Source organism: Sphingobium sp. IP1, assembly GCF_002708645.1.
GTDB classification, from domain to species: domain Bacteria; phylum Pseudomonadota; class Alphaproteobacteria; order Sphingomonadales; family Sphingomonadaceae; genus Sphingobium; species Sphingobium yanoikuyae.
In genome coordinates this window covers 1-22,278 of the sequence record NZ_NOIW01000088.1, presented here as the reverse complement: position 1 = coordinate 22,278, position 22,278 = coordinate 1, and the positions used below count along the sequence as shown (strand labels likewise).

Sequence of the window (22,278 nt, the reverse complement as noted above, 5' to 3'; positions counted from 1 at the left end):
TGCGCGAGAGAATGGTAGATATTCTTGAAAACATCCGGGGGCAGCCTCTCGAGCGGCAGGTTCATCCGAAACCCGTCGTTCAAGGTCAAGCCCACGAAGGGCGGGTTTGTCCCAGACCACGTCATAGCTGTCGTTCGGCTCAACAGCGCAGGAAGACGCGAGCCGTACGACCAACTTGGGCGCGTAACAGACATTTCCCAATCTGTCGGCGCAACGATCAAGGCCGCATCAGCAAGTCCCGACGGGCAATGGCAAGTCAGTTTCTTCCGCTCAGCAAAGTCATTCCGGATGCCGCCGCGACGAGTCGCACCGCCTTCGGCGGTTGCGCCCGGGACAGTTGCAAAATGCAGTAGCGCTTTGCAACTGTCCCGAGCGCTTCAATGGCCTCGGATCGTCTCAAACGGCGGATAATTTTGTAGCCCATAAATAAAGGGTTGCGGTGAGACGAGACACCATCTGCAAACATAACAACCAACAACTTGACTTACTCGGGACGGGGAGCCCCGAAGCGGTGATGCGGCGTTCGCACGCTTCACGGTCCATCCCCCATTCGCGCAGCGGATAGCGATAGTCGTAGAGCGGATCTTCGATCTTGGCGGCATGGGTGTAGCGGATCGTATCGCGCTTGCCGGCGTCGAACCCGATCAGTCGCGTCACCTTCTGACCCCTCGCCCATGCGTCGATCGCGGGCTGCCACGTTTTCAGGAAGGCGTCCTGTGGCGCCTTCTTGTATTTCAGGCTGCAACTGGAGCCACCGAGCGATTTGCTGGGCAGGGTGGCGTTGGTGAGCGCCATTTCGAGCAGAGAATAATAGGGCGGCCAGTGCTTGAAACGCCGCGGCTGATAGCGAACGATCTCGAAAGGGATACCGCGTGCGGCCATGCCGGTGCTGCCTCTTCGCTGAGGCCAAGGAATGCGGCACGGGTATAGACGGCGCCGCATGAGCGGCCGAGACGCGCGGCGATCGTGGCAGCGGGCTCCTGCCCGTAAGTCTGGATCAGTTCGTGATCTTCAAGCTCGCCCCACGGCCGCGTTGAATGGCGGCGCAGGCCAAGGGTGCAAATCTTGTCCCTGACACCATGCAAGCCGCGGCCCAGGGTTTCGGAAATTTCCGGCAGCGGAGTGTCGTCGTTGAACAGCTGGCGCAGGGTGCGAACGTCCTGAGGGGTCCAGCTATCGGGTCGATACACCATTTCGGCCAGTGGCGCCGATGGCGTGGGTATTGGCGCTGCCAGCGGTACAAGTTCGACGATGATGGGTGCGGTGTCGTCGGTCATGACAGGCCCACCACATGGACGTCGCTGAGACGGGCGCGCAGGCGCGTATGGAGGCGCGCCATGCGGTCACCGGCCCGTGGCATGGTATCGACGGCCGAGAGCGCTGAGAGGACGTCCAGCGCCTGATCCACGGCCTCGCGGGTGATGCAAAGATGCTTGGCCAGTTCGTTGGCGGTCGTGGCGTTGGGAGAAATGCCCTTCAAGGCCAGGCAGACTGCCGTTGCGGTCGGCGCGATCGGATCGAGCAGGAAGGCGTCGAGGGCGCGGCTGCCGCGCGCCTTCAGATTGTCGTCGCGCCGGCTTGGGGTTTCGCGAAGATGCTCGAGGTCGAGCAGCTTCTGGGCCTCGGCATGGTCGAGGTCGGCCGCGCCGTGCAGGTCCGGGGTGGCGCCGAGATGTTCGGTGATGGTCTGGTCGATCTTGGCGAGCAGCGGTATGCGGGTGAGCGCGGGGCCGAAGGCGTAGAACTCGCCAGCGCCAAGTGTGCGCAGTTTTTCGGCCTCGCTGCGGCTGAATCCCAGAATGTCGGCCGCGCGCAGGATGTCACGGTCGAAGACGTTGATGCCGATCAGGAAGTTCTGAAGCTCGGAGACGACGGAGCTGGAGAGCTTGGCGAGGCGCTGGGTCGCGATGATAGGTGCGATCCCGCGTTTGCGGCCTCGGGCGCACAAGTCGGTGAGCGTGGCGACGCCAAGGCGGCGGGTTTCCGCGTCTTGCGCGGAACCGGCCTGATGGGGCGCGAGCAGGTGCCCTTCGTCGATCGCTACGAGAACGGTGTGATTCCAGTCCTCACGCGGCGCGCCGACAAGGCCGGCGAAGAAGGCCGATGCCTTGATGATGCGCTGTTCGGGATCGAGGTCGGTGAGATCCAGATGGAGGGCAATGCGGTGGTGCCTCGCGCGTGTCGCTGCGGCAGTGAGGCCATCGGCGGCGATTTCGGCGGCCTTGATCGTGGTCGCCCCGATGTGCGCGGCAAGGTTGCCAAACTCGCCCTCGGGATCGACGATCATGGTTTGCACATAGTCGAAGGCTTCTTCGACGATGCGGCGCATGGTCTGGCTCTTGCCGGCACCGGACCCGCCCTGAACCAGCATGCGTCCGGCAAGGACGCGGGCGAGGTCCAGTTCGAGGGGGCCATTGCAGGTTTTGCCGATGGGAACCGCGCAGCGCGGGGGCGCTGGCGGTCCCGGCAGTTTGACGACGTTGGACATGGGCGGCTCCTTTCGGGTTGCTCGCCTGTCCCCTTCCCCCTCCCCTCAAGTGGGCATCGGCGCCTCGATCAGCCTGCGGCCTCGGGCTAGAAAGTGAACTCGGAGGCAGCATAGGCCCGCCAGAGGTGGCCTTCGGCCTCGATCTGGGTCTCGAAGGTGCGGATGGTATTTCCGATGGTCACGACAAGGCCCTTCTCCTCATCCAGTTCGATATGGCCGGGTTCGTAGACGCGGCCAGGCCGGATGCAGGGGTCATTGTCGCCCATTTCGCAGCCTGCGGCGGAGAGGTCGGGTACGGTAAGCCCGGTGCAGCGCCAGAGGTCGAAGCGTTCGCCTTCGGCGCTGGCCGTCATGTAGCGCTCCCTGGCGATCGTCCATGCCGCGTTGACGTGATCGAGGTCATCGCCAATCCCGGTTATCGCTCCTCGGGCAATCAGCTGATCGCCGCGATAGGTGAGCCATACGGCCAGCATGACCATGTTGGCATCAAGGAAGTCATGCGACGCGCAGCATCCCGGCGTGATCGTCTGGTTGTTCAGCCGCATGGTTTGCCATTCGTCAGGCGTCATTTCCTGGGCGAGCGCCTTGGCGAAGGCGCAGGCAAGGGCCTCGCGGTTGGCATGTTCCATAGCCTCGGCGTAATCCTCGCCGGTGTAGATGGCTTCAAGCTCGTCCTCCGCATTGCGGCGATAGAGGCCAAAGCGCGGCTCGCTCGCAATTTCGCGCAGCGTGGCTTCGGGATAGTCGATCCACATTTCGACGGGCTCGCCCATCGGCCCGGAGCAGACTTCAAAGCTGGGCTTGGTGTCGTTGCGCCAGCTCTTGTCCGTCCAGTCTCCCGGAATGGGCGGCATGCAGGCAATTGGATAGTCGGGGAATTGTAGAGCCCACCGCGTTTCGACTTCGGGGATGGCCGAGCCCATCGAGCACGATCGAGACGGCGAACATGGCGGCGGAGGAATCCTTGCCGCCCGAGACGTTGAAGACGATCCAGGCCCCGGCCTTGATCGCGGCGCGGATCTCGGCAGGCAGGGCGAGCGAAGTCAGTCCTGCCGGCATGGCGCCGGCAGGCTGCAGATGCTGGTGCAGCATGGGATCAGTGCGTCGTCAGATGGGCGGTGATCGCGGCTTCCTCGACGACGGGAAGCCTGCTGGCCATGTCACGCGCGATCGCTTCGCGATAGGCGACTGCCATCCACACCTCGCGCGGGTATCCTCTATATTCCCCGCCGATCAGCTCGATCTTGTCGCCATACTGCTCGATGCGTTGGCCGTTGTAGCAGACGAGGATTTCCCATTGGGTATGGCTGAAGCGCTTCTGCTCGATGGAGACGAGCGCCGGGTCGAATACCGGCTTGGGGGTCTCGGAGGGACCGGCGCCGGTGCCGAGTACCCGCCCGATGATCCCGGTCGTGCTGTGAAAATCGATTCCGGCATCGGTGATGATGACGCAGCCTCCGCCGAACTCGTCGGGCCGCAGGGCATCGCAGGTATAGGCCCAGGAGAAGGCGCAAGGGAGTGCGGACTTGCAGGCGGTGAAAATCAGGTTCGCCACCTGATCGACGCCAAACTGATTGCCGTTGAAGCTGACCTGGCAGTGCCCTTCGGCATCGGGTTCGCTGATGACGATGCTGCAGTCGAACGTCGGGAAGTCGGGATCGTCGAACAGGTCGAGAAAGCTCCCGAAATCGTCATCGTCCTTGGGCGGGAAGAGAGCGGCGAAACGCGGCCCAAGGTCGGCGTATGCGAGGTCGCGCCCGGTATCGCTTATGCAGGGGTCTTCGACGATCTCGCTCGCGCGCTGCGCCAGCCTGACCATTTCGGCATCGTCGGCCGTCATGTCGAGGATGAAGGAACTGGTGAGGTAGTTGTTCGCCATGATGGATCTCCTGCGCGCTCAGGCGGCATCGCCGGCAAGGCGCGCGCGGGCGGCCTCGGCGAGTTTGGGGAATGCGGCCGAAAGGTTGGTGTGGATGGTCTCGAACGCGGGGATGGCGAAGCGGCCGTTGGCGCCAGGGCGTGTCGTCAGCAGCGCGCCGATCGTCACCTCGTCGAGTTCGGGCCTCGGAATGCTGGCGACATTGCCGTCATATTCGACGGGGCAGGCAATCGCGGCCTCGATCCAGGAGCCAAGCCCGTCTTCTACGGCCTCGGCATAGGCGGCGACCGCAGCGTCGTTCTCGTCGTCGATATGCAGGACGAGAGTGCGGTAGGTGCCAAAATCGTGGCGATTGGGCTTGCTGGTGAGGCGGCAGCCTTCAGGGGGAAGGCCGTGGATCGCGATGATGCCGATGCGGTAGGCGTCGATCTCGAAGCGATTGACCCGCTCGAAATCCGGGGTCTGGCCAAGCTGGGCGCAATGGGCGTTCGCGGGCGCTGCGCCAATGTCGATGGTGTAGGACAAGGGAACCTCCGTCGATCCTTCATGGATCGTCTGTTCCCTTCCCCCTCATCTCTATGGGCTATGGATGTCCTGGGAGGTCAGCGGTAAATGCCGCTTCGGTGGCCGACGGTCAGCACAAGCACGACAAGCCTGCCATCCTCGATCTCGCAGACAATCCGGTAGTCGCCAACGCGGTAGCGCCAGCGCCCTGCCAAGGGCCCGGTCAATGGCTTTCCAGATGCGCGGGGATCGTCACTGGATGCAACACGCTCGCGCAGGAAGGTCATGATCCGCTTTGCGGTCTGGCGATCGAGTTTGGAGAGAGATTTTTCGGCGTTGGATGACAGTTCAATCTGCCAGGCCAAGGCGCTTCTCCACGTCGTCAAGGGAGCTTGTGGTTTCGCGGCCAGCGCGAATATCCTCGAGCACCTTGTCGGAGAGGTAGATGTCTTCCATGTCCTCAAGGCCGCGCTCGATGATTTCGCGCAGGTAATAGGCCTTGGTGCGCCCGGTGGTGGTCGCGAGATGGTCGAGGCGCTGCTCTACTTCTGGGGCGAGGCGTACTGACGTCGCCATGGTACTGTCTCCGATTGAATGCGTGTATTCACATTATCACATGGTGGCTGCCACGTCACTCCGGCTCGATCGTGAAGTTCCAGCCATGCACATGGAGCATTTCGTTCCCGTCGCGGTCGAAGGCGAGGAAGATGGAATCGAGGTCGGCGCCGGGTTCGATCAGCAATTCGAGCGTATGATGCGTGCTGTCTGCGATCACCGCGCGCGTGTAGCCGGCTTCGCGGGCTTCGGCCTCGGTGTGGATCGGCGGCGGCGATGCCTGGATGAAGGGCTTGGCGGCCAGCTGGGCGGGTCCTTCGAAGGTGCCGAGCGTCTTCAGGCGATCGGTTTCCAGCTTCGCGCCAAGATCCTTGGGCAGGTCGGCATAGTCAGCCGCAACAGCGATTGCGTCTGCAGCGGTTGGCAACTCTCCGGGGGCGCTACCCTTCCAGATGTAGGTTGCTTCCTCGCCCTCGATGCGGGGATGTGGCTGCATGACCTGCACGAAAAATGTCGACAGGGGCCGGTCGTATCCGATGGCGACGCTGCTTGCGACGCCCTTCCCGGCGAAATTGTATCGGCTCATGAGGGGATCTCCGGTCAGTTCATCAACGCCAGCCATTCCGCGTGCCAGGGGCGCGGGAACGGATTGTAGCGGATGAAGGTGGGGACAAGGGGAAGCCCCATCGCAGCGAGGCTTTCCGCCATGGAAACCCGCTGGAGGGCTTCGGCAAGGTCATCTTCCAGCATGAAGTCGAGCATGGCAGCTTCATGGACCTGTTCACAAGTGAGCATTGTCCAGTCCAGCGCATCGAGGAAGGTCTCCCGGCGCTGCACGAACCGTTCGATCCGTGCGGCATCGCTGCGGACCTGATCGACAACCTGTTGTGTGGTGAGCATGGGACGTCTCCCTAAGCGGCGATGGGTTCGCGGCTGATCGGTGCCGTGGTCTCGACGGGCACTGGCGACGACACGATGGCATCGAGGCGAAGATCGCGACGGATGCGGGCGGCAAAACGGGCACGCCGGAGGAAATCGCGCATGGGGGCAAAGCGCAGTTTCTGACCGGCTGCAGGACCGCGCTTGGCGAAGTATTGCACCTCGTTGCCTTCATGGAGCGGGCCCACGCTGAGCATGATCGAAATGTCATCGCTCGACAGCGCGACATATCCTGCGATAGCGGGATCGCTGGGCGTGGAGCTGACAGTGTAGCTGCCGGGGGCGAGGCCGATTTCCAGCGCGAGCGCCTTCATGGCCTTGCGCCCGTCGGCATGGAAACGCTCCTTGGCAACCCGGTCATGGGCGACGCCGCGCACCGCAAGGGTCAGGAGCGCGGGGAAGCGTTCGAGTTCCGTGGCGCGGCGGCTGCAGGCGAAGCGCAGGCTGTCATCATCGGCGCGGTCGGCAGTGACGGACGAGAAATGCCTTGCGAGTAGCGCGATTGCCGGATCGTGGTCGGGATCGACGCCGGCAATGCGGCAATCCTCCATGGCCCGGTTGAGGGCGTGGAGCGTCGCGGTGATGGTGGTAAGGCTGCTGGGGTCGATCGCCTGCATGTGACGGAACGGGACGTCGTAGGTCATGGTGGGGCTCCGGGTCAGACCGAGCGCATTCCCGCGCTCGATTGTCCCCTTCCCCCTCCACTCTGATGCCCTGACTTTCAGGCCGCTTCAGGAGTCTTCCGTGAACCAGTCGACCTCGGTGACATTGCCGCTGGCTTCGAGCGTCTCGATGTCGGCGATCGTCCAGCATTTGCGGTCGGTCATGCTGAGGTTGGCATAGCCGGCGTAGTAGCGGCCCTTGTGCTCGATGAACTGCGTGTAGACGCGCTGCACGACGGGTTCGCTGACGAACCAACCGGGGCTGAAGCGGCTGTAGATCGGGGGTAGGATGCCGAGCATGTGCTCGTAAAAGCGCTCAGTGACGCGCGTAAGCGGAAATTTTGCCATCGTGCGCTCGACCTCGGCCTTCTGGTAGGTTTCGCAGGTCACGAGGAAGGCTTCGGGGTCTTTCTGGCGATAGTCCGCCAGAGCCTTGGCATGGTCGGCGCCTTCCGCGACATAGGTCTGCGGGTACTGGCTGCTGGTGGTCATGATGTAATGGTCGGACATGGTGGGCTCCCTTGCGCGATTGAATTTCGCGCCCCACCGACCATCCCTCTATCCTCAAAGGCATTGGGGAAGAAGGTTCAGCATAAAGAACTCACGCCGATGTGACGGCATCCGATCGCCATATTTCGATAAGTTGAACCATAGCATCGCGATAACCAAAAGCGTCCGGGTAGACGGCACCGGGATAGGCCGCCAGATAACCAACAATAGTGGCAATATCGACACCGATGGACTGGTCCATAGCGAAGATGTCAGAGATTTCGAAATGCCCCCAATCATCTCCATTCCACCATGCGAGCAGGAAGTTTGCAACGCGACGGGACTGGCCCGTATCGGAGAGTGCAACGGCTATTAGCCGGCGAAGTGCTTCATCAGCGCTTTTATGGTCGATTTTAAGGGTGTCCATCTCGGCCTCCTTTTACAGCGTGATAATCCACATGGCTTAGTCTGCCTACTGTCATGCAACCCTGCGATGACTTCTGTACAGGTCTGCCGCCCAAGTCTCGATCCATCCAGCGGTCACTTCGTCGTGAGACAGGTCGCCGCTTTCGATAAGCGCGCGGATCTCGGCCTGCGCTTGCTGGATGGCGGCTTCCCATGGGTCGGAGGGTATTTGAGAAGGCGCGCGTTCGAGGCTGATGGCCATCGGGCGATGGGGTTCACGCAGCCGGTCACGCTGGGCAATGGTCCAGCGCTCCATGTGGTCGGCCGCAAGAGCATCGGTTTTCGATACCTGTCGGCGCCGGGCATCGCGCCGTGCTGCTGTGCCCCAGGCCTGGGAATCGAGCGAGGCGACGCGATGGGCATAGGGTTGAAGGTAAGGGATGGCCGCTCCCTTCACGCCGAACAGGTGGAGCCGGGGGCCGGGATCGGGGAGTATCCTGTCGAGGTGGGCTACAACGGCGATCAGACCGTCAGGGCCATGAATGTCGCGGCGGCACATGGAGCCGACCCCGACGACGGTGCCCGGATTCATCGACCACGCCAGCGCTTCCGCGCAGCGTTCGTAGTCTTCAGGGTAGCGGCCCTGAAGCACCGGCATGAAGCGCTCGATGATCCCAAGGTCATAGGCACGCGAGCGACATTCGCGGTTCGTCGCGATGGTGCGGGCGATGCGGTCGAGGACTTCGGCGCGATCGGCGGCAATCTCGGCCTCGCAGCAATAGTCGGCGGCCGCGAAACGGCGGAAGGGGTATGATGCGGCAAGCGCCATGTAGTCGGCGATCGACCATGGATAGCCGCCGTATTTGGCCATCAGCACGTAGCCGGCGCTGTCCAGATCGAGGCTCTTGAGCCCATGGGCATTGCCGAGCTGGCCGGTGCGCCAGCCATGCCATTCGCGCCAGCCACCCGAGGCGGTGCGCCAGCGCGAGAGGCAGTTCGCGGAAATCAGCATGGGTTGCTGCATCAGCCGCGCGCGTTGCAGGATTGGCCCTTCGTTGAGGTGGGGCAGGCCCACGATCACCTCGATCGTCATGTCAGGATCTCGGCGTCGAGTTCGTCGAAGCTGATGACGCTGGTGCGCTCTTCATAACGGGCAGCATTGACGAGGGCCTTGAACACCGGGTCGGCGTATGTGGGGCGGGCCATATGATCGACGCTGGCGAGGCGGTAGCCAAGCACGCCAACCTTGCCAGTGGGCACCCAATCGGCCCAATCGCCATAGGCGGTGGTGACAACGACCTTGCCGATGCGCGCCTCGAAGGCTTCGCGCTCGCGCCGGACGTGGCTCTGGCGGGGTTCTACGGGCTCGCTGGCGTAGGCTTCCCAGCGTTCGGGACGCCAGCTCTTGACGGTGTCGGTGGCGAGCGAGAGTTCGATGTCGAAGAGCAGATCTCCGGCAGCGGCAAATTCGGTCTGGAACGCGACGATCACGAGCGACCAGTCAACGTCGTGCTCGTACTCGGGTTCGTCCAGGCGCAGCGCCGCGGGCATGGCGGCCTGGCGCTGTTCGGACAGGACAAAACCGCCATGCGACGGGGTCGCGACGCGCCAGATACCGGGCAGGCGCTGTGTGGCTGTAACGGGCTTGCCCCAGCGGGTCATTTCGGGTGCGGGGGAGGAAGCGAATGCGGGCATAGGTAATCTCCTCGATCGTTCGCTTTCCCCTCCCCACTTCCCTCATTCGGCCTCGGAGAGCCAGGCCGCCATCGTATCGACGACAACAGGGCGCCTCTCGCAGTGCCGCCGTGCGCCCTCAGCGCTGTTGATGGCGCTGTGAAGACGGCCAGCGGCCTTGGAGGCGCCTGCCTCGCGCAGGAGGCCGCGCGCACGGCGCATGAGTTTCAGGGCATCGTCGATCTGTTGCCTGGATCGCGGTGTGGCGGGTTTCAGGCGGGGCATCTCAAGTCCTCCTGTCTCTTGAGGGCAATGCGCGCGGCGACTTCGCCGGCCGAAAGATCGGTCCGCTCAATCACGCGCCAGGGCTGCATGGCATCCCCGGGGGCGACCATGACGGCGATTCCGGCCTGCATCATGCGCTGCGCGACACGGATGGCATTCTCGCGGCTGCAGAGGCGCGCCCGCAGCGGCGAGAGGCTGGATGCCCCGCTCATGGCGGGGGCATCGCTGCAGAGGGCCGGGGCGCGAAGATCGTTCGATGCACCTTCGTTTCCGGGACGATCGACCATTCGAGGTCGCGGAAATTGCGAATGCGATAGTGCCCGTATTTCCCGACAGGACGGAAGGTTATGGTCGCGCCGCGCTTGACCACGGTAAACTCGTCACCGGCGAAGCCATCGGTGAAGGTGATCGCCTGCGGAAATTTGACGCGCATGCCATCGACGATCTTTCGGGAACGCTTCTGCAGGCGGGCGAGGCAGCGTCGGCGCCAGTCGAGTGAATACTCGTTGGTGGTGGGCGTGAGCAGGCGAAGGATGTTCTCGGGCGCCTCGGCCTCGCAAGGGCCCATGCTTTCGCTCATGTCCTTGTAGCCGAAGTGGAGAGCCTCCTTGTCCCTCGGGTTCCACTTTACGAGGCAGACCATGGCGATCACCTCGGTCGGCACGCCGTTTTCGGAGTATTGCACCGCTGCGTACCAGACCCGGTTGCCGGGGCAGGACGATGCAAGGACGCGGGCGCCGCGCGCGATTCCTTTGTCGTCCGGCGCATTGGTGAAGGTGAATTGGGCGTCGAGGTAGGACTTGGGGGTAGCGTGCCCGCCCATGTGGTGCCTGTTCATGAAGAGCCAGCCCATGGTGATGTCTCCTGATGTGTGGGGTCATGCCGCTGCCTTCAGGGCATCGCCGACAGGCGCAGTCGCCTCGGCAAGGCTGAAGGCGCGCAGATAGTTGAAGGCTTGTTCGGCTTTGGCCGAAGCGGTAAAGATGGCGCTGTGATCCGCACGGAGCACCCTGACCCAATGCGCAAGGTAGCTGGCATGGCTGTCGTGGAGTTCGGTCGGCAGGCCGAGTTCAGCGCAAATATAACTTGATGTTAATTCAGCACAAAGTTCTTCGACGCAGTAAGCATCGTCACCGAAACGCTTGCCGAACGTCCGGTTGAGCCGGTCCTTGCTCCCGCTCCAATGTGCGCTTTCGTGCCCTCGGGTAGAGGCGTAAGCGTCACCCGACTTGAAGCTGCCGGGACGGGGTAGCTGGATGTAGTCGCCCAGCGGGCTGTAATAGGCTTCGTCACCGCCATGGCGTACCCGCGCAGGGATTGCCGCGAAGAAGCTATCGATCGCGTCCTGGCGCTGCGAAAGCAGGCTCGGTGTCGGCGGCACGTCGCGGGCATAGTAGTAGTCAGGCAGGCCCTCGATCTCGTCTGCATTGTAGACGATGTAGTGGCGCAGGAAGCGGATCAGCTGGCCGGTGGCCTCGCCCATCAATCCCGGTTGCCCAGCCTTGCGGAAGCTGGAGGCATAGATCGACATGGAGGGATCGGCCTTGCGGCGCACTCGCGCTCCGAGTTCTTCGGCCTGGCGGGCGGTCATCCAGTAGCGGCTGCGGTATCCACGCGCGTCGGCGATCGTCCAGAGCCAGAGGCAGTTTATACCGTTGTACGGGGTGCCTTCATGGCGCAGAGGACGGCCGCCCTCCCCGGTCAGCGACCAGGAGCGGGTCCATGGCGTGGTTCCGGCCTCGAGGCGGGAGACGATGGCGTTGGTGACTTCGCGCGCAATGTCACGCGAATTGCGGGGCGTCTTCATGGGGTATGTCCCTTGTCCGGTGTGGCGAGAAAAGCCGCCGGTGAGCCGCAAAGCCCACCGGCGGTTCGTCAGTCAGGTTGGGGACGCGGGTTATTCCGCCGCTTCGGCCCACTGGCTGACGGCATCGTCGTCGCCGTAGACAGCGGGCGAGCCATCATCGATCTGCTGATCGTCGTCGCCTTCAGCGGAGCCCGCATCGTCGATCGAGACGCCCTCGCCGTCATCCCCGTCGTCGGGCCCGGCAAGGGCTGCGTCGATCAGGCTGGCCAGATCGTCCTCGGCTTCGCCGTCGGAGCCACGTTCGCCGGCTTCTTCGGGCGTGTCGTCGTCGTCCTGATCGGTCGTCGTCTCGGCGGGGGTGAAGCGCATCGCTGCGGGCACCCAGGCGAGCGCCTTCTCTTTGACGTCGGTCTCGATCACCGCGTCCCCGGCGAACAGCTTCTCGCAGGACGTCGAGATTTCGCCCTTCTTCTGGCTTGCATGGCGGCTCGAGAGAGCAGGACCGCCCACCTCGTCGAGGAGCGAGAGCAACGCGCCCTTCGATACGCGGTCGAAGAAGTTTGCCGAAGTAGGGCGCCACCACTTGGCAACGTCGACCTCCAGCAGGCCGGCAAGGTGGTTCTGGAGCGCGTTCTGCCGATTGCTGTAGGTTTCCTTCGACTTGAAGGACTTGGCTACCGTCCAGGCCAGCCACGCGGTCTTGGCCTCATCGCCGAGCGCGCGGAAGGCGTCGAAGCGGGCGATGATGCTCGAATGCTCCTTCCAGGAAGCGTCGAGACCTTCGCGCACTTCGGCCAGATAGTCGTGCGCGACCGACTGCGGATAGGCATCGAAGCGAACCGGATCTTCCGGGTGCGGAGCATGGATGCTGGTGCCGCAGCTTTCCTTGTAGGCGTCGGTCTTGTCGACCATGGCGAACAGCATGTAGTCGAGCGCGAGCGCCGGGTTGGCGATCATGGAAGCGCCCAGGACGTCGCGGCGCTGCACCGCAAGCTGGTCGAGGAGAACCTGGCTGAGCGCCTTGCCGCCCGGTGCGGCCTCGTCGGGAGACACTTCCTTGGTGTTGCCGGTGACGGTGGCAGTCTCGCCCTCCTCGATGCGGAAGGTCGGGACACGCGGCGCAGCATCGCCGGCAGATTCGCCCTCGATACCGTCTTCCCCGGTTTCGGCCGCGTCCTCGTCGTCTTCGTCGGGCTCGACCATGGTGACGCTGAGCGGCGTCTCGCTGTAATAGGTGTCGTCGAGTTCCATGCTGCCGTCCTGCGAGAGCGTCAGGAACAGGCCGACACGCGGGGCGAGTTCGGGAGGAAGGATCTTCTCGCGGCGGTTGACCTCGCGAAGCTCGGCGGTGAGCGCATCGTATTCCTGATCGAGCGCTTCGTAGGCTTCCTGCTCGGTTTCCTCGTCGTCCATCTCGAGGCTGATGATGCTCTGGCGCGCTTCGATCTCGCTGATGCGGATGATCTGCGCCTCGGTTAGCGGAAGGCTCGGCAGGCTGACGCGGAACAGGCCGCTCGCGACTTCCCAGGTGGAGTTCGAGGCGACGGGACGAATCCACGCCAGGCCGCGCTCCTCGCCGATCCGCTTGGCTTCGGCTTCCATCTTGGCGGCCGCAAGCGTTTGGGCGATCTCGGGGTTGGTCCAGCGATCGCCGTTGTCGCTGAACAGGTCGCGATCGACGACGCCGCCTGCAGCCACGTAGGCTTCTTCGCCAACAAGGCGCGCGATCGGATCGTTCGACTTCATGGAGTCGTTGGCGATGACGCGGCGGATGGTGTCGGCGCTGGTGTAGTAGCTGTTGGCGCCGTAGCTCTTCCAGACCATCAGCTGCCGCTCATGGCTCTCGGTGGAGGCATATGCCTTGGCCATGTCGAGCGTCATCTCGCCCGACTTCAGGGCGTCGAAGATCGGCTCGGCAAGGTTCGCGAGGCGCAGGCGCCCTTCGACGAAACGGCGGGTAATGCCGAAACGCTTGGCGACTGCCTCGATGTCGCCGCCCTGACCGAGGCAATACTGGAAGGCGCGGCATTCGTCGGCGGGCGACATATTCAAGTGATGGAAGTTTTCAGCGAGCGAGGCTTCGGAAAGTTCGTCGTTGCCGCCGCTCAGGATCAGCACGGGCACGTCGTATTCGGCCGCGTTGATCTCGCCGCGTTCGGCGAGCAGCATGAGGGCACGAAAGCGGCGGCTGCCGGCAATAACGCCATAGGAGCCGCGCGGCTTCTTCACGGAAGTCACGACCAGGTTCTGCAGGATGCCGCGCGCGGAAATGTCGGCGGCGAACTGTTCGATCAGGTCTTCGCCGCGGGTACGCACGTTGATGTCGGAGAGGACCAGCTTTGCCAGCTTGACGGTCTGGATCATGGGAACAACACCTTCTTCTCATCGTCCGGCCAATTCACGGACACCCCTTCCCTTCCCCCTCCCCTCTCCTGACCGACCCGGCCGCTTTGGCGCTCGTGGTCGATCAGGGAGGATAGGTGCGGTGGTCAGGAGGGCTTGAGGATTTCGGCGATGATGGCCTCGGCCTGCGCGACTGGGATGAAGACGCGGGTGCGGTACTGGATGATCTCGGTGAACGCGCCGAGCGACTTGAGCCATGCAAGCTGGGCTGCCGGAGCGTCGACGATCTCGACACGCGGGTTGCCGTTCACATGCGAGCGCTTGAAGGCCATCGCGAACGGGCGGGTCACGTTGACTCTGCGCCCTGCGAGGACGGCGTTGGTGATCGCTTCGACAGGCATCTCCTCGCTGCTTGCAAGGCCGAGCTTAGTGAAGAGGTCGACGGTGCTGTGCTCGAAGACGATACGGCCAAGCCAGCTGTTGCCATTCTTGTCGACGATCCGGTTGACCGCGAGGTGATCGGACGGCAGCGCCGACCAGATCGGCAGCAGGAGGCCGGTTGCGAGGCGCACCGTCTCGGTCTCCAGCTGCTCAGCCGCCTCTTCGACTTCGGCCTGCCACTTGGCCCGGAACGTGTCTTCGTCGATCTCCTCCCAGGCCGTCTCGAACAGATCCGCCTCGCGCATGGACTTGCGGCTGCAGGGGCGCTGCAACTCGATGCGAAGAATCGGCTCGCCTTCGTCGTCCATCCAGGCGTTTGCCTTGCTGCGCAGCGCTACGCGGCCCGACTTGGCGTTCATGACGAATGCCGGGTTCTCGCGCCAGCGGACCATGTCGAGGATGCGTTCGAGCGAAATCGGGTTCTTGCGCCGTGCAATCTCGATCGTGAGAAGGTGGGTGGTGGCGCCGGTGCCGGGATCGGTCCGCAGGACCGTGTCGCTGATGACGCGGGCGCTATCGGCCGTGATCGTCTCGACACCGACATCGAGGGTGCCGGCCTCGCGCGCAGCGGCGACGCGGGTTTCAACAAGGGTGAGATATTCCTCGAAGATCTTGTTCTGCAGCGCGATCGGCAGCGCCAGCAGGCGATTGAGCCAGCGCTGGATTGGCGGCAGGTCTTCCTTCAGGACGCCGTCGCCCTCGGTGATCTCAAGTCCGCTCAGGTCGACGAACTCGGTCATGTTCGTGCTCTTGAGCTTGCCATGATAGAGAAGGTGGAACCACGAGACGAGGGCGTCGCGCGCATAATCGCTTTCGAGGTTGTCGGCGGGATCGAAGAGGCCCTGGCCTCCGGTCTGGCGCTGGCCGCGCGTGAGGGCGCCAAGGCTGTCGAGGCGGCGGGCGATCGTCGAGGTGAACCGCAGCTCGCCCTTGCAGTCGGTGGTGACGGGACGAAACAGCGGCGTCGATGCCTGATGGGTACGGTGCGTGCGGCCGAGACCCTGAATCGCCCGGTCAGCGCGCCAGCCCGGCTCGAGCAGGAAATGAGCGCGCCGGTCCTGGTTCACCGCCTCGAGGCTGGCATGGTAGGATCGGCCCGTGCCGCCGGCATCGGAGAAGACGAGCACCTTCTTCTGATCGTTCATGAAGGCGCTGGCCTCGGCCTGACTGGTACGGGCGTTGCGTGTCTCGACCTTCTGGCGGCCGTCCGGCCCGGTGATCAGGCGCTTGGAACGCCCGGTGACTTCGGCGATCCGATCCGGTCCGAAATGCTCGATCAGGGCATCGAGGCCCGACTTGATCGGCGGAAGCGCGCAAAGATGCTCGATCAGGTTGTCGCGCGCGGCCATGGCTTCGGGGTTGTGGACCGGGTTGCCGTCTTCATCGCGCATGGGCCTGGAATGCAGGGCGCCAGTATCGTCCTTGAACACCTCCATCTGGTGTGTCGGGAAGGCACGCTTGAGGTAATCGACGATCTGGTCCGTCGGCGACAACTCGATCTGCGGCTCTGCGCGTTCCTCGGCCGTCATCTCGGACAAACGCCTGTCGAGGATGGCCTCGGCCGTCGTCACCAACTGCACGACCACGGAATGCTCCTGCTTCAGGTGCCCCTCGATCGCCGCGATCACGCTGGGGAGTTTCATCGAAAGCAGCACCTGGCCGAAGAAGCGCTGGCGCGTGCCTTCGAGACGCGAGCGCGCTGCCGCTTTCGCGCCCGAGTTGAGCGTTTTGCCCGCAAGGCTGTCGATCACGTTGGTCGCCTCGAGCGCGGCGGCAAGGTTGGTGTTGATGACCTGCCAGGCGCGGCAATAGGTGTCGTAGATCTCGATCTGGGCGGGCGTCAGTTCGTGGCGCAGCACTTCGTATTCGACGCCGGCGAAACTGAGCGCGCGCGCCGTGTAGAGGCCAAGCGCCTTGAGGTCGCGGGCCACCAGTTCCATCGCCGCGATGCCGCCTTGACGGATGTTGGAGATGAACGATTCCCGATTAGGGAAGGAGGTCTCCGGCCCCCAGAGGCCAAGGCGAACGGCGTAGGCCAGGTTGTTGACGTCGGAAGCCCCGGTTGCAGAGGCATAGAGGACACGCGCATCGGGAAGGTGGTTCTGAAGGAGGACGCCGCATATGCCCTGCTGGGAGCCTTCGGTCTTGCCAAGGGCGCCCTCGCCCCCTGCTACACCGCCCATTTCGTGAGCCTCGTCGAAGGCGATCACCCCATCGAAGTCGGGCCCTGCCCAATCGAGGATCTGCTGAAGACGGGTTGCATCCGAGCGGCCTGATCGCAGCCCCGGATAGGTGACGAACAGGGTGCCTTCGTCCATCGTGACGGGTTGGCCGATCTTCCAGTTCGAGAGCGGCTGCACGTCGGCCGACAGGCCGCCGAGCGCTGTGACGTCACGGCGGATGTCCTCGAGCAGCGGCTCGTTCTTGGTGACGAAGATGTGGCGGCGGCGGCCCTGCAGCTTGTTGTCGAGGATGCACGCAGCGATCTGGCGGCCTTTGCCCGCGCCAGTGCCGTCACCGAGGAAGAAGCCTTTGCGGTACTTGCGACCTTCAGGGTCGATGTCGAGGCCAACGCCTTCCTTGGCGGGCTTGAAGGTGCCGGGAAGCGTCTGGTTCCAGGCATGGCCCGCATAGACGACAGTCTCGAGTTGGGAGGAGGACAGGAGCCGCTCGCTGACGGTGCGTTCGGGCAGATGTGGGATGTGCGTGGGGATCGGCGCCGGGATCGAGCCCATGGCCACCGATTCAACGAGCGCTGTCGGGTGCTCGCCCGCTGCGTCGAAGACGATACGGCTTGGCCGGTAGGGCAGGTAGACGCCGACCTGTTCGGCCAGAGGTGCCGGCGTTTCGAGCTTGCGATAGCCGACGGGCAGGACCGCATTGGCCTTGGGCGCGTGATAGGGGCGCGGCGCGGCCACCCTGGTCCTGCGCGCGGCGCCGAACAGCGAAGTCGGCATGGCAGGCGCAGAGCGAACCGGAAGGTTGGCGGAGGGCTCCAGTTTGATGCGGGCGGGGATGTCGACGACATCGAGGAAGTCGGGGACGGCGGCGCGCTCGATGACCGCAGGCGTGAGTTCGCCGGCGATCTTGTCGATGACATAGAGGCGAACGGCAATGTCGGTGGCATGTTTCCGGTAGCAGTGCTCGAGACGAAGCGATGCGCGCACGGTGCAGCCGGTCAGGATTGTCTCGTAGGCCGTGCGCAACCGCGCGCAGGGCGCGAACCAGTCGGGCATGATGGCGACGACGCGGCCGCCAGGGGTGACCCGCTTGATGGCGGCCTGCAGATGGCGCAGCGCGGCCAGGTCATCGGCGCCGCGGCCGATGCTGCGCGAGAACGGCGGGTTCATGAGGGCGACGCTCGGGCGCGGAAGATCCGCGTGAAGCGCGACCAGCGCAGCGCCATCATGGCCGGTGATCGTCGCATCGGGAAAGATGTGAGCGAGCCGTTCGCGGCGGCGCGGGTCGATTTCGTTCAGCTGAAGGACGCGGCCCCGCGGGGCCTGGGCGATAAGGAGGCCGTTGCCGGCACTCGGCTCGAGTACGACGTCCTCGGCGCCGATCGCGGCGAACAGCATGGCCAGGGCGGCAATGTCGGCGGGGGTAGAGAACTGCTGCAGCTCGATCTGTTCTTCGCTGCGCACGGTCTGGGTCGGTAGGCGCTGCATCAGTGCGCTGGAGGCGGCGATGTCTGCCAGTGTGTCGACACGATGCCCATCGCTTGCAAGGTGAAGGGCAAGGGCGTGCTCGAGCATCTCGAAGCTGTCGCGCTGGGTCCAGCGCCCGTCCGCATCGCTACCCCCGAATGCCTGCACCATGGCATCGTTCAATTGGCGGCGGGTGATTGCGCCATCGGCGGCGAGAAGGGTGGCGATCGTGCGCGCTGCCGGCGCATCATTGACGTGCGTGAGATCGAGAAGGTCGCGCATGGGGGTCTCCTTGGGCTCTCTGCCGAACGGCAGATCACCCTTCCCCTCCCCCTCCCCTCTTCTGCGCCTCGAGGGCTTCGAGCACTTGGGCCCAATCCTTGTAGCCCTTGGGAAAATCGACGCGGATCACCCGCTTGTCGCTGGCGTAGCGTTGCGATGCCCGGTTTACAGCCCGGCGACCCGCCGTGTCGTAATCGCCCGCAAGGATCAGTTCGGTCACGCTGTCAGGAATCGTCACCAGGCCAAACCGGCGCGAGCCGAGCGTTGCCCAGCACGGCAGGTTGTTGATGCGGCTCCAGGCGCGAGCCGTCTCGAAGCCTTCGGCAAGGCCGATGGTTGGACCGATACCGCCCCCGCGCCACGCACCCATGCCGAGGGAACCGATGGTGGCCTTGGCGGTATAGCGCGCGGTTTCGGGATCGAGGAAGATCCGCTGCAGGGCGACAAGGCGCTGGCCTTCGCGCACGGCGACGAGCAAGGCGGGCTTGAACACGGTGTTAGGCTTCGCGCCATGTGGGCAACGCGGGTGAAAGCGCACGTCACCGGGAACAGACAGGAGAAAGCGCGAGCCGAGATAGCGTTCGCCAAGCGTACCCGGCACGGATTGCGCCTGCGACCAGAGCCTTTCGATATTCGCGGTGCCGGATCGGGCGTTATCCGGCGGCGGTTCGTAATGGCGCGTGATCGCGATGCGATCGAGTTCGCGCAGCACGTCGATGGAATCGCAACCTGCAAAGCAGGTTACGAGAATGCCGCGATCCCCTTGGCGAAGGGACAAGCTCGGTTCGTGGTCCTCATGGCACGGGCAACGGCACATCGCCCGGTTTCCATGCCAGGTGCCGCGCAGGGTGCCGACAATGTCGATCAGCTTTTGCGAGGGGCGTCGCGCAACGATGGTCATTGGTCGTTACCCGGATTTGCCAGCGGCATAACACGCGCGATGGCGTAGATGGCCTCGCTGTCCGCGAAATAGGAGGCCACTGCCTGATCGTCGTCAGGATGGGCATCTTGGCCATTGATAGCCGCGCGGGCTCGCACATAGTCTACAAGCGCACTCTCGGCTGCAGGTTTGCTGGGGTAAATATCGACGATGTCCGCTGAGCCGGGTTCGCCGATGAAGAGAACAAAGCGTTGCATGGGGAGTTACCTCCATGTTGCAGATGCCGGAAGGCACCAATGGTAGGTTGAAGGGCTTTGGCCGATCTTCTCGGTCCACTCCCTCTCTCCCTCTCCACTCTTTGCGCGATTTGTCTGTGAAAATACTTGATAGACCAAGGATTTTAAGGGGTTTCCTGTAAGAATTTGCTCGTCGGATATGGGTGCCCTGGTAGAAAGTTACAGGTATAACAAAGGCCGGATGTCTCAGTTTACGCCCCTCGAAATCGCCAACTGGATGGCAATCTATCTCGCGACCAGCCTGTGCTGCGCGATCGCCATGGTGCTTTCGGTGAGCGTTGCTCTGCATGAACTCTGGAAGGATCGAGTCTGGGAGGATGCGCGCAGCGTGAAGGGAGCGGCGCTGCTGTTGCCCCGGATCTGGTGGCGCTGGCAGAAACTCTATCTGCTCTCGACGCCGGTGACGCTTGGCATCATCGGCTATTTCGCAGCCAGCCTGTCCTGGCGCTAGAGCGTCAGAGGCCAAGCCCTTCAAGAAGCGCACGCCGTCCTGTGTGGGCATCATCATCCTGCCTGTCGATCGTCACGATCTGACCCAGGTGCGCCATACGCGGATGTGTGATGGCCTTACTCGCCTCGTATTCCTCGGTCTTGAAGCCCATGGCCTCGACGACAAGGTTGCGGATCTCGCCGGTCTCGCGTGATCGCGCTTCGATCAGGAAGTCGGGACGACACGGCCCATCCGGCGTCAGGGTGTCGAACACCGGCTTGTCGATCGCGAGGTCGATACCGCGGCCGTGAAGCTCCTGCTGGGTGCGCAGAATCGTGCGCAATACGTCGCGTTCGAAATCGGAATCGACAGGTGCGAACAGCCGCCCATTGAGGATGGGCTGGGCATAAGCGCGCAGCGGCGCGTAGCCCTTGGCCTCGGGATATTTGCCGACGACGATGATGACCAGGAACGGCCCTGCAATCGGATTGCCGCGCACCGATGGCGACTGGATGCGGTTGGCGATCGTGACGGTGTCGCCGTCAGGCAGCGTGATTTCCTGTCCATGAATGCCTTTGGCGTAGAGAAGGACAAAGCCTTGCGGCGCATGATCGCGGGGCCATCTGTCTTCCAGCGCGCGCAGCGTGGCGTAGACGGCCCGCGCCTGTAGGGGCTTTGGGTGGGTCCAGAAGGCTTTCTCCAGTTGGATGCCCGGCGCGATCTCGATCAGCCCTGCCGCTCTGGTGAGCGCCGCGAACTCATGCCGGATCGACCATTCCTCTCGATAGGCGAGCGGGGCAATGCGGTTGACGCCGGCAGCGGCCATGAGACGCCATAGCAGGCGTGCAAGCCTCGGGATCGAGGCGTGCCGGGTGCGATCGTCGTTGGAGTCGTCCTCGGGACGCTGCGCGAGTTTCTCCGGCGCGGGTTTAAGCACCTCGAAGAAGCCTGAGGGTGGCTCGAGCGGCGTCGATCGCGAGCGTACCTCGCTGATGCGGATCGTCACTTGGTCGCGGAAGAACGGGCAGTCGGGCAGATGTTCGGGGCGTTTCGAGCTGGTGAGCCGGCGTAGATAGTAGGTTTCCGCCTCGGAGAGGAATGCCGGGGTTAGGATGGCGGGGGCCTTGTCGGCGCCGAGGCAGTCGCAGGCGATCCATTTGTGGCCGATGCGCGCCTGCTGAACGAGGGTGATGCCGGCCTTTTCGTCGTGGACGGTGCCCTTGCCAACGTACCAGCGGATCAGCGCTGCGCGCAGCTCGGGGGGCAACGGGATGCGATTTGAGCCTTTGCCGTTGGTGTCGCGGGGTACGAGCCACATGCTGGAAGCCCTCCAAAGCCTTTTTCAAAGAAATTGTTCGTGAGCTTGTCGGCGTTGACAAGGGCAAAGGCGGTGAACTCCAATTCTCTTACCAAGGCTTTGGAGGGTTTATATGCGTGTCTATCGAGCATCGGGATTGATCGCGTTACTGTGCTTCGTTCCCAATAGTGTAAGCGCGTCTGAAGTAAAAAAGACGCGAAAGGTGGAACTTGTCGTCATGGGACAACCGGCTCCGGCAGCGGACGGTACGCCGGCGATGCCGGTTGCTGCACCGGATGCGGGGATTCCCGAAGCCTTTCGGGTGCATGACCTGTCGCGCCGCTATGTCGAGTATCAGATGGGGCAGGAGTTTGCTGCGTCGGCAGAGGGCCAGAGCGAGGTTGCAGCCTCGTATGATGTGGCGGCGGCCGGGGTTGCACCGGTTTCCTCGATCGCGGTGCCAGGATGGATGAAAGGGCAATATCCCGCGCTTGCTGCAGTGCCTTACACGCCGGGATGCGCCTCCATTCCCTATCGTCCGGCGGGCTTTCTGAAGCCGGATGCCGAGGCGCGCCGCGCTGCCTATTATGGAATGATGAGTGCAATCGCCTGCGAACACGGCATTCCGACCGGGCTGTTTGACGCGATGATCATTCAGGAGAGCCGGTATAATCCGGCAGCGATCTCGAAGATGAAAGCCTACGGCCTGGCGCAACTGATGCCGGGGACTGCGGCCCAGCTTGGGATTAACCCCTATGATCCCGTCCAGAATCTGCGCGGCGGCGCCCGTTATCTGCGGACCCAGCTCGACACGTTTGGTCAGGTGCATCTGGCCCTGGCGGCCTATAAGGCCCAGTCGGCCCGAAGCTGCGATTTTGGCCAGGTTGAAGAACGAACACTGAACGCTTGATTGATTCTACCAGGACCGTTGCTGACCACCGACCTCGTAGATATCGGCTTCCATGGAGCAATTGT

25 protein-coding genes and 1 pseudogene are annotated in these 22,278 nt (G+C 63.5%); 2 read left to right on the top strand and 24 right to left on the bottom strand.

Annotation, left to right across the window (positions count from 1 at the left end):
* Positions 1-471 precede the first annotated feature (471 nt).
* From CG471_RS22675 to CG471_RS22560, 23 genes and pseudogenes are all read right to left on the bottom strand, one after another.
* Positions 472-882: pseudogene (locus CG471_RS22675) on the bottom strand (hypothetical protein); the annotation flags it as partial.
* 391 nt (positions 883-1,273) lie between these two features.
* Positions 1,274-2,488: a type IV secretory system conjugative DNA transfer family protein gene (locus tag CG471_RS22665; protein WP_062069103.1), complete on the bottom strand. Its 1,215-nt coding sequence runs from the start codon at positions 2,486-2,488 to the stop codon at positions 1,274-1,276.
* A gap of 86 nt (positions 2,489-2,574) precedes the next feature.
* Entirely contained in the window at positions 2,575-3,342 is a 768-nt protein-coding gene (locus tag CG471_RS22660; protein WP_180275774.1) for a hypothetical protein, read from the bottom strand.
* Positions 3,278-3,580 (bottom strand): hypothetical protein, encoded by a 303-nt coding sequence (locus CG471_RS22655; protein ID WP_099233840.1) that lies wholly within the window; start codon positions 3,578-3,580, stop codon positions 3,278-3,280. The genes CG471_RS22660 and CG471_RS22655 overlap by 65 nt, the downstream gene beginning before the upstream one ends.
* A gap of 4 nt (positions 3,581-3,584) precedes the next feature.
* Positions 3,585-4,367 carry a hypothetical protein gene (locus CG471_RS22650; protein ID WP_062069094.1) on the bottom strand — a complete coding sequence of 261 codons (783 nt, stop codon included), beginning with the start codon at positions 4,365-4,367 and terminating at the stop codon, positions 3,585-3,587.
* 18 nt (positions 4,368-4,385) lie between these two features.
* A complete protein-coding gene (locus CG471_RS22645) occupies positions 4,386-4,892 on the bottom strand; it encodes a hypothetical protein (protein ID WP_062069091.1) in 507 nt (168 codons plus the stop codon).
* A gap of 77 nt (positions 4,893-4,969) precedes the next feature.
* Positions 4,970-5,236 carry a type II toxin-antitoxin system RelE/ParE family toxin gene (locus CG471_RS22640; protein ID WP_062069089.1) on the bottom strand — a complete coding sequence of 89 codons (267 nt, stop codon included), beginning with the start codon at positions 5,234-5,236 and terminating at the stop codon, positions 4,970-4,972.
* Positions 5,220-5,447 (bottom strand): DUF6290 family protein, encoded by a 228-nt coding sequence (locus tag CG471_RS22635; protein WP_062069087.1) that lies wholly within the window; start codon positions 5,445-5,447, stop codon positions 5,220-5,222. The genes CG471_RS22640 and CG471_RS22635 overlap by 17 nt, the downstream gene beginning before the upstream one ends.
* A gap of 55 nt (positions 5,448-5,502) precedes the next feature.
* Entirely contained in the window at positions 5,503-6,012 is a 510-nt protein-coding gene (locus tag CG471_RS30765; RefSeq protein WP_180275773.1) for a hypothetical protein, read from the bottom strand.
* 14 nt (positions 6,013-6,026) lie between these two features.
* Positions 6,027-6,326 (bottom strand): hypothetical protein, encoded by a 300-nt coding sequence (locus CG471_RS22625; protein WP_062069085.1) that lies wholly within the window; start codon positions 6,324-6,326, stop codon positions 6,027-6,029.
* A gap of 11 nt (positions 6,327-6,337) precedes the next feature.
* A complete protein-coding gene (locus CG471_RS22620; RefSeq protein ID WP_062069083.1) occupies positions 6,338-7,009 on the bottom strand; it encodes a hypothetical protein in 672 nt (223 codons plus the stop codon).
* A gap of 87 nt (positions 7,010-7,096) precedes the next feature.
* Positions 7,097-7,537 carry a hypothetical protein gene (locus CG471_RS22615; RefSeq protein WP_062069081.1) on the bottom strand — a complete coding sequence of 147 codons (441 nt, stop codon included), beginning with the start codon at positions 7,535-7,537 and terminating at the stop codon, positions 7,097-7,099.
* A 91-nt stretch (positions 7,538-7,628) separates the two neighbouring features.
* Positions 7,629-7,943, bottom strand: a complete 315-nt coding sequence (locus tag CG471_RS22610) for a hypothetical protein (protein WP_062069079.1) — start codon at positions 7,941-7,943, stop codon at positions 7,629-7,631.
* Positions 7,944-7,994: 51 nt separating this feature from the next.
* Positions 7,995-9,014 (bottom strand): hypothetical protein, encoded by a 1,020-nt coding sequence (locus CG471_RS22605; RefSeq protein ID WP_062069077.1) that lies wholly within the window; start codon positions 9,012-9,014, stop codon positions 7,995-7,997.
* Positions 9,011-9,616, bottom strand: a complete 606-nt coding sequence (locus CG471_RS22600) for a hypothetical protein (RefSeq protein WP_231746505.1) — start codon at positions 9,614-9,616, stop codon at positions 9,011-9,013. The genes CG471_RS22605 and CG471_RS22600 overlap by 4 nt, the downstream gene beginning before the upstream one ends.
* Positions 9,617-9,658: 42 nt before the next feature.
* Positions 9,659-9,880: a hypothetical protein gene (locus tag CG471_RS22595; RefSeq protein WP_062069074.1), complete on the bottom strand. Its 222-nt coding sequence runs from the start codon at positions 9,878-9,880 to the stop codon at positions 9,659-9,661.
* Positions 9,868-10,092 carry a hypothetical protein gene (locus CG471_RS22590; protein ID WP_062069072.1) on the bottom strand — a complete coding sequence of 75 codons (225 nt, stop codon included), beginning with the start codon at positions 10,090-10,092 and terminating at the stop codon, positions 9,868-9,870. The genes CG471_RS22595 and CG471_RS22590 overlap by 13 nt, the downstream gene beginning before the upstream one ends.
* Positions 10,089-10,733 carry a hypothetical protein gene (locus CG471_RS22585; protein ID WP_062069070.1) on the bottom strand — a complete coding sequence of 215 codons (645 nt, stop codon included), beginning with the start codon at positions 10,731-10,733 and terminating at the stop codon, positions 10,089-10,091. The genes CG471_RS22590 and CG471_RS22585 overlap by 4 nt, the downstream gene beginning before the upstream one ends.
* A gap of 24 nt (positions 10,734-10,757) precedes the next feature.
* On the bottom strand, positions 10,758-11,687 hold the full coding sequence (locus CG471_RS22580) for an ArdC family protein (protein WP_062069068.1): 930 nt from the start codon (positions 11,685-11,687) through the stop codon (positions 10,758-10,760).
* Between the two features lie 90 nt (positions 11,688-11,777).
* Positions 11,778-14,051: a ParB/RepB/Spo0J family partition protein gene (locus tag CG471_RS22575; RefSeq protein ID WP_062069066.1), complete on the bottom strand. Its 2,274-nt coding sequence runs from the start codon at positions 14,049-14,051 to the stop codon at positions 11,778-11,780.
* 125 nt (positions 14,052-14,176) lie between these two features.
* Positions 14,177-18,400: a strawberry notch-like NTP hydrolase domain-containing protein gene (locus tag CG471_RS22570; RefSeq protein WP_062069064.1), complete on the bottom strand. Its 4,224-nt coding sequence runs from the start codon at positions 18,398-18,400 to the stop codon at positions 14,177-14,179.
* A gap of 34 nt (positions 18,401-18,434) precedes the next feature.
* Positions 18,435-19,301 carry a toprim domain-containing protein gene (locus tag CG471_RS22565; protein WP_062069062.1) on the bottom strand — a complete coding sequence of 289 codons (867 nt, stop codon included), beginning with the start codon at positions 19,299-19,301 and terminating at the stop codon, positions 18,435-18,437.
* Complete coding sequence (locus CG471_RS22560; RefSeq protein WP_062069060.1) at positions 19,298-19,537, bottom strand: hypothetical protein; 240 nt, start codon at positions 19,535-19,537, stop codon at positions 19,298-19,300. The genes CG471_RS22565 and CG471_RS22560 overlap by 4 nt, the downstream gene beginning before the upstream one ends.
* Positions 19,538-19,757: 220 nt before the next feature.
* Between CG471_RS22560 and CG471_RS22555 the strand changes: the two genes are divergently transcribed.
* Positions 19,758-20,027 (top strand): hypothetical protein, encoded by a 270-nt coding sequence (locus CG471_RS22555; protein ID WP_062069058.1) that lies wholly within the window; start codon positions 19,758-19,760, stop codon positions 20,025-20,027.
* Between the two features lie 4 nt (positions 20,028-20,031).
* On the opposite strand, the gene CG471_RS22550 is transcribed toward CG471_RS22555, so the two are convergent.
* The gene (locus tag CG471_RS22550; protein WP_062069057.1) at positions 20,032-21,324 is read right to left on the bottom strand and encodes a hypothetical protein; all 1,293 of its coding nucleotides are present in this window, start codon (positions 21,322-21,324) and stop codon (positions 20,032-20,034) included.
* A gap of 112 nt (positions 21,325-21,436) precedes the next feature.
* On the opposite strand from CG471_RS22550, the gene CG471_RS22545 reads away from it, so the two are divergent.
* Positions 21,437-22,213 carry a lytic transglycosylase domain-containing protein gene (locus CG471_RS22545; protein ID WP_257211657.1) on the top strand — a complete coding sequence of 259 codons (777 nt, stop codon included), beginning with the start codon at positions 21,437-21,439 and terminating at the stop codon, positions 22,211-22,213.
* Positions 22,214-22,278: the final 65 nt, after the last annotated feature.